Annotated in this window: 6 protein-coding genes; 5 read left to right on the top strand and 1 reads right to left on the bottom strand. The window is 55.5% G+C overall.

Annotation, left to right across the window (positions count from 1 at the left end; all coding sequences use genetic code 11):
* The first annotated feature begins 208 nt into the window (after positions 1-208).
* The 4 genes from metA to aceK all read left to right on the top strand — a co-directional run bounded on the left by metA (position 209) and on the right by aceK (position 6,137).
* Positions 209-1,138 (top strand): homoserine O-acetyltransferase MetA, encoded by a 930-nt coding sequence (gene metA, locus SIK69_RS16020; RefSeq protein WP_319786518.1) that lies wholly within the window; start codon positions 209-211, stop codon positions 1,136-1,138.
* 266 nt (positions 1,139-1,404) lie between these two features.
* Entirely contained in the window at positions 1,405-3,006 is a 1,602-nt protein-coding gene (gene aceB / locus SIK69_RS16015; RefSeq protein WP_319786517.1) for a malate synthase A, read from the top strand.
* 32 nt (positions 3,007-3,038) lie between these two features.
* A complete protein-coding gene (gene aceA, locus SIK69_RS16010) occupies positions 3,039-4,343 on the top strand; it encodes an isocitrate lyase (protein ID WP_319627604.1) in 1,305 nt (434 codons plus the stop codon).
* 42 nt (positions 4,344-4,385) lie between these two features.
* Entirely contained in the window at positions 4,386-6,137 is a 1,752-nt protein-coding gene (aceK, locus tag SIK69_RS16005) for a bifunctional isocitrate dehydrogenase kinase/phosphatase (protein WP_319786516.1), read from the top strand.
* On the opposite strand, the gene iclR is transcribed toward aceK, so the two are convergent.
* On the bottom strand, positions 6,091-6,927 hold the full coding sequence (gene iclR / locus SIK69_RS16000; protein ID WP_319627606.1) for a glyoxylate bypass operon transcriptional repressor IclR: 837 nt from the start codon (positions 6,925-6,927) through the stop codon (positions 6,091-6,093). The two genes, aceK and iclR, sit on opposite strands and share 47 nt — an antisense overlap.
* A gap of 182 nt (positions 6,928-7,109) precedes the next feature.
* Here iclR and metH point away from each other — a divergent pair, with 182 nt between their 5' ends.
* Positions 7,110-10,793, top strand: a complete 3,684-nt coding sequence (gene metH, locus SIK69_RS15995; RefSeq protein ID WP_319786515.1) for a methionine synthase — start codon at positions 7,110-7,112, stop codon at positions 10,791-10,793.
* Positions 10,794-10,881: the final 88 nt, after the last annotated feature.

The raw sequence follows: 10,881 nt of genomic DNA, 5'->3' as shown, positions 1-10,881 counted from the left end.
ACTGCCAGGCATCAAATAAGTAAGAAGCCCAGTCGAAAGACTGGGCTTTTTGCGTTTCTACACTTCTCATAAAAGCCCTGCCTACTCTCTTCATGTCGTGAAACTTTCTCACCTTCCACTTGCAGACTCGACTTTTTGCTAAATTCTGGTTATCTTCAGCTATCTGGATGTCTAAACGTGTAAACGTATGCTGTGAGGTAATAAGGTTATGCCGATTCGGGTGCAGGACGAGCTGCCAGCCGTCAATTTCTTGCGTGATGAAAACGTCTTTGTGATGACGGCCTCGCGTGCCACAAATCAGGAAATTCGTCCGCTGAAGGTGCTGATCCTCAACCTGATGCCGAAAAAAATCGAAACGGAAAATCAGTTTCTTCGCTTGCTGTCGAACTCACCGCTGCAGGTTGATGTCCAGCTGCTGCGCATCGATGCCCGAGAATCGCGTAACACCCCCACAGAGCACCTCAACAATTTCTACTGTAATTTCGAAGACATCTGCAACGACAATTATGATGGCCTGATTGTCACCGGTGCGCCGCTCGGCCTGGTGGAATTCAACGATGTGGCCTACTGGCCGCAGATAAAACAGGTGCTGGACTGGGCAAAAGATCACGTGACCTCGACGCTGTTTGTCTGTTGGGCGGTACAAGCGGCACTGAATATTCTGTACGGCATCCCGAAGCAAACCCGCACGGAAAAGCTGTCTGGTGTCTATGAACATCACATTTTGTACCCGCACGCGTTACTGACTCGCGGCTTTGATGATTCGTTCCTCGCCCCTCATTCACGTTACGCTGACTTCCCGGCCGCCATTATCCGCGACTACACCGATCTCGATATCCTGGCAGAAACGGAAGACGGTGACGCTTATCTGTTTGCCAGCAAAGACAAACGCATCGCCTTCGTAACGGGGCATCCGGAATACGATGCGCATACGCTAGCCGGTGAATTTTTCCGCGATCAGGAAGCCGGGCTTAGCCCTGACGTACCGTACAACTATTTCCCGAAAAACGATCCGCAAAATAAACCTCGGGCAACCTGGCGTAGTCATGGCAACCTGCTATTCATCAACTGGCTGAACTATTACGTCTACCAGATCACACCATACGATCTGCGCCATATGAATCCAACGCTGGAGTAATCTCCCGCGCAGGCGATCGTAAAGCGATTCAGCTCTCCAAATCAGGCACCTTCGGGTGCCTTTTTTATTTCCGAAAACGGAACCATATCGTGATCAAACTTTAATCTTAATGTTATCAATAAGTTAATTGATGTTTAAATTGAAAATGGAAATTGTTTTTGATTTTAGAAAATTATTGCGTAGGCTTAACTGAGCTGAACGAAAACTATTCAACGATCTTCGTTCGCTTTGGGAAATGACTTTGGAAAACGACGAGGAGCCGCGCAATGACCCAACAGGCAACAACTACTGAAGAACTGGCCTTTAGCCAGCCGTTTGGCGAGCAGGAGCAACAGATCCTGACCCCGGAAGCGATCGAGTTTCTGAGCGAACTGGCGACGCACTTTACCTCTCAGCGGAACAAGCTCCTGGCCGCTCGCATTCAGCAACAGCAGGAAATCGATCGCGGTAATCTTCCTGGCTTTATTTCGGAAACGGATTCCATTCGAAATTCGGAGTGGAAAATCCGCGGTATCCCTCAGGATCTTCTCGACCGTCGGGTGGAGATCACCGGGCCGGTCGAACGCAAAATGGTGATTAACGCGCTGAATGCCAACGTTAAAGTGTTCATGGCTGATTTTGAAGACTCGCTGGCTCCTAACTGGGAGAAGGTCATCGACGGGCAAATTAACCTGCGCGATGCGGTGAACGGCACCATCAGCCATACCAATGAGGCCGGAAAGATTTATCAGCTCAAGCCCGATCCGGCGGTACTGGTCTGCCGGGTGCGTGGTCTCCATCTGCCAGAGAAACACGTGACCTGGCGCGGCGAATCCATCCCGGGCAGCCTGTTTGATTTCGCACTCTACTTTTTCCACAACCATAAAAACCTGCTGGCTAAAGGCAGCGGCCCTTATTTTTACTTACCGAAAACGCAGGCCTGGCAGGAAGCGGCCTGGTGGAGCGAAGTGTTCAGCTACACCGAGGACCGGTTCAGTCTGCCGCGCGGGACCATCAAAGCCACGCTACTGATTGAAACCCTTCCGGCCGTGTTCCAGATGGATGAAATCCTGCACGCGTTACGTGACCATATCGTCGGTCTGAACTGCGGCCGCTGGGATTACATTTTCAGCTATATCAAAACGTTGAAGAACCATCCCGATCGCGTCCTGCCAGACCGACAAGTGGTCACGATGGATAAACCGTTCCTCAGCGCCTATTCGCGTCTGCTGATCAAAACCTGCCATAAACGTGGCGCGTTCGCGATGGGTGGCATGGCGGCGTTCATTCCGAGCAAAGACGCAACCCGCAACGCGCAGGTACTGAACAAGGTAAAAGCGGACAAAGCACTGGAAGCCAATAATGGTCACGATGGCACGTGGATTGCGCATCCGGGCCTGGCAGATACGGCGATGGCGGTATTCAACGAGGTACTGGGCGATAACCCTAACCAGCTGTTTGTGACCCGCGATGACGATGCGCCGATTACCGCCGAGCAGCTGTTGGCCCCATGTGAAGGGGAGCGCACCGAAGAAGGCATGCGCGCCAATATTCGCGTAGCGGTGCAATACATCGAAGCGTGGATCTCCGGCAACGGCTGTGTGCCGATTTATGGCCTGATGGAAGATGCCGCTACGGCGGAAATCTCCCGCACCTCAATCTGGCAATGGATCCACCACCAGAAAACGCTCAGCAACGGCAAGCCGGTCACTAAAGCGCTGTTCCGTCAGATGCTGGGAGAAGAATTGCGGGTAGTGCAGGACGAACTCGGCGAGCACCGCTTCAGCAGCGGTCGCTTCGAGGAAGCTGCACGCCTGATGGAGCAAATCACCACCGCCGATGAACTCGTCGATTTCTTAACGTTGCCCGGCTATCGCCTGCTGGCCTAAACCACCCGATAATAAAAATGGAGCATCTGCCAATGAAAACCCGTACCCAACAAATCGAAGACGTAAAACAGGAATGGACGAATCCACGCTGGGAAGGCATTAGCCGCCCGTACAGCGCGGAAGAGGTGGTGAAATTACGCGGCTCGGTGAATCCGGAATGCACGCTGGCGCAGCGCGGGGCGGCGAAAATGTGGCGCTTGCTGCATGGCGAATCGAAAAAAGGCTACGTGAATAGCCTCGGCGCGCTGACCGGCGGTCAGGCGTTACAGCAGGCGAAAGCGGGTATCGAAGCGGTGTATCTCTCCGGCTGGCAGGTCGCGGCAGATGCCAACCTGGCGTCCAGCATGTACCCGGATCAATCCCTTTACCCGGCGAACTCGGTGCCGTCAGTGGTGGACAGGATCAACAATACTTTCCGTCGCGCGGATCAGATCCAATGGGCGTCGGGCATTGAGCCCAACGATCCGCGCTTTATCGACTACTTCCTGCCGATCGTGGCGGATGCGGAAGCCGGTTTTGGTGGCGTGCTCAACGCATTTGAGCTGATGAAGTCGATGATTGAAGCGGGGGCGGCAGCGGTTCACTTTGAAGACCAACTGGCCTCGGTGAAGAAATGTGGTCATATGGGCGGCAAAGTGCTGGTGCCGACGCAGGAAGCCATTCAGAAACTGGTGGCAGCACGTTTGGCTGCTGACGTTCTGGGCGTGCCGACGCTGCTTATTGCCCGTACTGACGCGGATGCCGCGGATTTGATTACCTCTGACTGCGACTCATACGACAGCGAATTTATTACCGGAGAGCGGACCAGCGAAGGCTTCTACCGCACTCGCGCCGGTATTGAGCAGGCGATCAGCCGTGGCCTGGCCTACGCACCGTATGCCGATTTGGTCTGGTGCGAAACCTCAACGCCGGACATCGACCTGGCGCGTCGCTTCGCCGAGGCTATCCATGCGAAATATCCGGGCAAACTGCTGGCCTATAACTGTTCGCCATCGTTTAACTGGAAGAAAAATTTGGATGATAAAACCATCGCCAGCTTCCAGCAGCAGCTGTCGGAAATGGGCTACAAATACCAGTTCATCACCCTCGCGGGGATTCATAGCATGTGGTTCAACATGTTTGACCTGGCCCATGCGTATGCGCAGGGTGAAGGCATGCGTCACTATGTTGAAAAAGTGCAGCAGCCGGAATTCGAATCTGCCAAAGAAGGCTACACCTTTGCCTCGCACCAGCAGGAAGTGGGCACCGGTTACTTCGACAAGGTCACGACCATCATTCAGGGCGGCACCTCTTCAGTTACCGCACTGACCGGCTCAACGGAAGAATCACAGTTCTGATTTTTTTCCCCTCTCGGCAAGGAGAGGGCATGGGAGGGGAAAATGACGCGTGGTCTCGAATTGTTAATCGCCCAAACCATCCTGCAAGGCTTTGATGCGCAGTATGGCCGCTTTCTGGAAGTGACGTCCGGGGCGCAGCAGCGTTTTGAGCAAGCAGACTGGCATGCGGTTCAGCTGGCGATGAAGCAGCGCATCCATCTTTACGATCATCACGTCGGCCTGGTGGTGGAACAGCTGCGCTGCATCACCGAGGGCAAAAGTCCGGCGGCTGAGTTTTTACTGCGGGTAAAAGAGCATTACACCGCTCTGCTGCCTGATTACCCTCGCTTTGAAATTGCCGAAAGCTTTTTTAACTCTGTGTATTGTCGGTTATTTGACCACCGCTCGCTGACTCCCGAGCGGCTTTTTATTTTCAGCTCTCAGCCAGAGCGCCGCTTTCGCACTATTCCGCGCCCGCTGGCGAAAGATTTTTGGCCTGAAAAAGGCTGGCAAACGCTGCTTACCCGAATGCTCAGCGATCTACCGCTGCGTCTGTCGTGGCAGGATAAAGCTCGCGACGTGGGCTACATCCTGGCGCATCTGACTGACACGTTCGGCTGTGAGGTACTGCGCGAATCGCACCTGCAGGTTGCTAACGAATTATTTTATCGCAATAAAGCTGCCTGGCTGGTCGCCAAACTGCATACACCGCAGGGTGTGGTGCCCCTGCTGCTGCCGATTCACCGCAGCGATGAAGGTGAACTGTTCGTCGATACGTGCCTGACCACCAGCGCCGAGGCCAGCATCGTTTTTGGCTTCGCCCGTTCCTATTTTATGGTGTATGCCCCGCTGCCCGCGGCGCTGGTCGAATGGCTGCGGGAAATTCTACCGGGCAAAACCACCGCCGAGCTGTACATGGCCATTGGCTGCCAGAAGCACGGCAAAACGGAAAGCTACCGGGAATATCTGACCTATATCCGCCAGGCCGATGAACAGTTTATCGAAGCGCCGGGCATTCGTGGGATGGTGATGCTGGTGTTCACGCTGCCCGGATTCGACCGGGTATTTAAGGTGATCAAAGACCGTTTCGCACCGCAAAAAGAGATGAGCGAGGCGCATGTACGTGCCTGCTACCAGTTGGTCAAAGAGCACGACCGCGTGGGCCGAATGGCGGACACTCAGGAGTTTGAGAACTTCGTTCTCGAAAAGTGGCAGATTTCCCCGGCGTTACTGGCCTTGCTGTGGCAGGAAGCGCCGCAGAAAATAACCGATCTCGGTGATCGGATTGCCATCAGCCATCTTTATATCGAACGGCGCATGGTGCCATTGAATCTATGGCTGGAGCAGGTGAGCGGCCAGCAGTTGCGCGATGCGGTGGAAGAGTACGGTAACGCGATTCGCCAACTGGCGGCGGCCAATATCTTCCCCGGCGATATGCTGTTCAAAAACTTTGGCGTGACCCGCCACGGACGGGTGGTGTTCTACGACTACGATGAAATTTGCTACATGACGGAAGTGAATTTCCGCGATATTCCGCTGCCGCGTTATCCCGAAGATGAGCTGGCCAGCGAGCCGTGGTACAGCGTTTCTCCAGGGGATGTGTTCCCGGAAGAGTTTCGTCACTGGCTGTGCGCTGATGCCCGCATTGGGCCGCTGTTTGAGGAGATGCACGCCGACCTGCTGCGCGCCGATTACTGGCGCGGCTTACAAAGCCGCATCCGGGATGGTCATGTGGAAGATGTTTTTGCGTATCGTAAACGTCAACGTTTTAGCGTGTGCCACCAAACGCCAGCGTCACTTCTTTCGCCGCCTTAATCACCAGCGCCCCCAGCTCGGTCACCCGGTCGTCGGTCACCCGGGAAATCGGTCCGGAAATGGAGATCGCCGCGAACGGTTCGTGGTGCTCATCGTAGATGCAGGCCGCCACGCAGCGCAGGCCGAGAGCGTGCTCTTCGTCGTCAAAGGAGTAGCCACGCTTGCGGATCTGCGCCAAATCTTCCTTCAGATGCACCGGCGATACCAGCGTCGCATGGGTATACGCATTCAGACCTTTACGGTGCAGTAGCCCACTCACCTGCTCGTCATTCAACTGGGATAAAAAAGCCTTACCCGCGCCGGACGCATGCATCGGCAGTTTACCGCCAATCGGCGCAGACATGCGCATCAGCTGGGTACACTGTACCTGGTCGATGATGATGGCCTGATGATCGCCCTGATCGAGCACCGCCAGATTGACGGTTTCACCCGAGTCTTCCATCAGCTTGCGCAGAATAGGATGAACAATTGCCAGCAAGTTGCGGCTTTGCAGGAAACTGCTGCCGACGATGAAGGCATGTGCCCCTACCGTCCAGTGTCCCAAATCCCCGGTCTGGCGAACAAATCCCAACTGCTGCATGGTCGTCAATAAGCGGTGGGTGGTGGAGTTCGGCAGGCCCGCCTGCTGTGCCAGTTCGGTCAGGGCCACGCTGCCGTGCGACTCAGCAATCGATTCCAGTAATTTGAGACCGCGGGTCAGCGACTGAACCTGGCCGGTGGGCTGAGGGGCCGCTGCAGTGGCAGCAGCGCGCGGTTTTTTACCGCGTTTCGCGGGAACAGGTGCAACCATGACAGTCTCCATTTTCTGTATCGTGGAAATCATTTTCGTTTTATTTGATTATAATGCAACCGTTATCAGAACTGATCGGAGCAGTGGTAGTGAACATCTCTCATGTTCCGTGTGGCTCTCTTTTCCGCGCTGGTTGATTATGCCACTATGGCTTGTTGATTAGAGCGTTGTCGGGAGTCCGCGTGAGCACCATCGTTGAACAGCTAAAGCAGCAATTAAAAGACCGAATCCTGGTTCTGGACGGGGGCATGGGCACCATGATCCAGAGCTATCGCCTGAACGAAGAAGACTACCGTGGCGAACGCTTCGCTGATTGGCCCTGCGATCTCAAGGGCAACAACGACCTGTTGGTGCTGAGCAAACCAGAGGTGATTGCCGCCATCCACAACGCCTATTTCGAGGCCGGGGCAGACATCGTCGAGACCAACACCTTTAACTCGACGACGATTGCCATGGCTGACTACCAGATGGAATCGCTGTCGGCGGAAATTAACGTCGTGGCGGCGAAACTGGCCCGTGCCTGCGCCGACGAATGGACCGCTCGCACACCGCACAAACCACGCTACGTTGCCGGGGTACTCGGCCCGACTAACCGCACGGCGTCAATTTCCCCTGACGTCAACGATCCGGCGTTCCGTAACGTAACCTTCGATCAGCTGGTGGCCGCCTATCGTGAATCGACCAAAGCGCTGGTGGAAGGCGGTTCCGACCTGATCCTTATTGAAACCGTTTTCGACACGCTCAACGCCAAAGCGGCCATCTACGCGGTGAAAGAAGAGATGGAAGCGCTGGGCGTCGACCTGCCAGTGATGATTTCCGGCACCATTACCGATGCCTCGGGTCGCACGCTGTCCGGACAAACCACCGAAGCATTTTATAACTCGCTGCGCCACGCCGATGCGCTGTCATTTGGTCTGAACTGTGCATTAGGGCCTGACGAGCTGCGTCAGTACGTACAGGAGCTGTCGCGCATCGCCGAATGCTACGTCACCGCGCACCCGAATGCCGGGCTGCCGAATGCCTTTGGTGAATACGATCTCGATGCCGATACCATGGCGGGGCAAATTCGCGAATGGGCGGAGTCTGGCTTCCTGAATATTGTTGGTGGCTGCTGCGGCACCACGCCGGAACACATCGCCGCTATGAGCCGCGCGGTGGAAGGCCTTGCGCCTCGCCAACTGCCTGAACTGCCGGTTGCCTGTCGTCTGGCGGGCCTTGAGCCGTTGAATATCGGTGCCGAGAGCCTGTTTGTGAACGTCGGCGAACGGACTAACGTCACCGGTTCCGCTAAATTCAAGCGTCTGATTAAAGAAGAGAAATACGCCGATGCGCTGGAAGTGGCCCTTCAGCAGGTGCAAAGCGGCGCACAAATCATCGACATCAACATGGACGAAGGGATGCTCGATGCCGAAGCGGCGATGGTGCGTTTCCTGAACCTGATTGCCGGTGAGCCCGATATTGCCCGGGTACCTATCATGATCGACTCCTCGAAATGGGATGTTATCGAGAAAGGCCTGAAGTGCATTCAGGGCAAAGGCATCGTGAACTCTATCTCGATGAAAGAGGGTGTCGAGGCTTTCATCCATCACGCTAAAAAAGTCCGTCGCTACGGTGCCGCCGTGGTGGTCATGGCGTTTGATGAAGTGGGCCAGGCCGACACCCGCGCGCGCAAAATCGAAATTTGCCGTCGCGCCTATAAGATCCTCACCGAAGAGGTGGGCTTCCCGCCGGAAGACATCATTTTCGACCCCAACATTTTCGCCGTTGCCACCGGCATCGAAGAGCACAACAACTACGCGCAGGACTTCATCGGTGCTTGTGAGGACATCAAACGCGAGCTGCCGCACGCGCTGATTTCCGGTGGGGTCTCCAACGTGTCGTTCTCGTTCCGCGGTAACGACCCGGTACGTGAAGCCATACACGCGGTATTCCTCTACTACGCCATCCGAAATGGGATGGACATGGGGATCGTCAACGCCGGACAACTGGCTATTTATGACGACTTGCCCGCCGAGCTGCGCGATGCGGTGGAGGATGTCATCCTCAACCGTCGCGATGACAGCACCGAGCGTCTGCTGGATCTGGCCGAGAAATACCGGGGAAGTAAATCTGATGACGCCGTTAACACCCAGCTGGCCGAATGGCGCAGCTGGGATGTGAAAAAGCGCCTTGAATACTCGCTGGTGAAAGGCATCACCGAATTTATCGAACTCGATACGGAAGAAGCTCGCCAGCAGGCGGCACGTCCGATTGAGGTTATCGAAGGTCCTTTGATGGACGGCATGAACGTGGTTGGCGACCTGTTCGGCGAGGGCAAAATGTTCCTGCCTCAGGTGGTGAAATCGGCCCGCGTGATGAAGCAGGCGGTGGCTTATCTGGAACCGTACATCGAAGCCAGCAAAGAGAAAGGGTCGACCAACGGCAAAATGGTCATCGCTACCGTGAAGGGCGACGTGCATGACATCGGCAAAAATATCGTCGGCGTGGTGTTGCAGTGCAATAACTACGAGATTATCGATCTTGGCGTGATGGTGCCAACCGACAAAATCCTCAAAACCGCGCGTGAAGTGAATGCCGACCTGATTGGCCTGTCCGGGTTGATCACACCGTCGCTCGACGAAATGGTTAACGTGGCAAAAGAGATGGAACGCCAGGGCTTCACCATTCCGCTGCTAATCGGTGGCGCAACGACCTCGAAAGCGCATACTGCGGTGAAAATCGAGCAGAACTACAGCGGCCCGACGGTGTATGTGCAGAACGCCTCGCGTACCGTGGGCGTGGTGTCGGCGTTGCTTTCCGCGACCCAGCGCGATGATTTTGTCGCCCGCACCCGTCAGGAATACGAAACGGTACGCATCCAGCACGCGCGTAAAAAACCGCGCACGCCGCCGGTGTCATTACAGGCGGCGCGCGACAACGATCTGGCCTTCGACTGGGCCAGCTACACGCCGCCGGTAGCGCATCGTCTTGGCGTACAGGCTGTGACGGCCAGCATCGAAACGCTGCGCAACTACATCGACTGGACGCCGTTCTTCATGACCTGGTCGCTGGCGGGCAAATATCCGCGCATCCTCGAAGACGAGGTTGTTGGCGAAGAGGCCAAACGCCTGTTTGCCGATGCCAACGAGATGCTCGATAAACTCAGTGCGGAAAAATCGCTGAACCCACGCGGTGTCGTGGGGCTTTTCCCGGCCAACCGCGTGGGTGACGACATCGAAATCTATCGCGATGAAACCCGCACGCATGTGCAGGCGGTCAGCCGTCATCTGCGCCAGCAGACCGAAAAAGTCGGCTTCGCTAACTACTGTCTATCTGATTTCGTGGCACCGAAACTGTCCGGAAAAGCGGATTATATTGGCGCGTTCGCGGTTACCGGTGGGCTGGAGGAAGACGCGCTGGCGGAGGCGTTCGATGCGCAGCACGACGACTACAACAAGATTATGATCAAAGCGATTGCCGACCGTCTGGCGGAAGCCTTCGCTGAATATCTGCATGAGCGGGTGCGTAAGGTGTACTGGGGTTATGCGGCCAATGAAAACCTCAGCAATGAGGAACTCATTCGCGAGAACTACCAGGGGATTCGCCCGGCACCAGGTTATCCGGCGTGCCCGGAGCACACTGAAAAAGCGACCATCTGGCAGCTACTGGACACCGAAACGCACACCGGTATGAAACTCACAGAATCGTACGCCATGTGGCCTGGAGCCTCAGTCTCCGGCTGGTACTTCAGCCATCCGGACAGCAAGTACTATGCCGTGGCGCAAATCCAGCGCGATCAGGTTGAGGACTACGCCTTACGTAAAGGCATGAGCGTCGCAGAAGCTGAGCGCTGGCTGGCCCCGAACCTGGGCTATGACGCCGACTGATTCATAAAACTGTCATCTTTCCTTACAACAAACGAGGCACCCAGAGGGTGCCTTGTCTCTTTATTGAAGTGAAACCCTTATACTGAAA

Origin of the sequence: Scandinavium lactucae (assembly GCF_033843265.1) — a bacterium.
GTDB classification, from domain to species: domain Bacteria; phylum Pseudomonadota; class Gammaproteobacteria; order Enterobacterales; family Enterobacteriaceae; genus Scandinavium; species Scandinavium lactucae.
The sequence above is the reverse complement of the archived record's forward strand: the minus strand, read 5'-3'. Positions and strand labels throughout refer to the sequence as shown.

Coding starts and splice junctions, on each gene's coding strand:
- aceA (WP_319627604.1), top strand. CDS start 3,039: ATGAAAACCCGTACCCAACAAATCGAAGACGTAAAACAGGAATGGACG.
- aceK (WP_319786516.1), top strand. CDS start 4,386: ATGACGCGTGGTCTCGAATTGTTAATCGCCCAAACCATCCTGCAAGGC.
- metA (WP_319786518.1), top strand. CDS start 209: ATGCCGATTCGGGTGCAGGACGAGCTGCCAGCCGTCAATTTCTTGCGT.
- aceB (WP_319786517.1), top strand. CDS start 1,405: ATGACCCAACAGGCAACAACTACTGAAGAACTGGCCTTTAGCCAGCCG.
- iclR (WP_319627606.1), bottom strand. CDS start 6,927: ATGGTTGCACCTGTTCCCGCGAAACGCGGTAAAAAACCGCGCGCTGCT.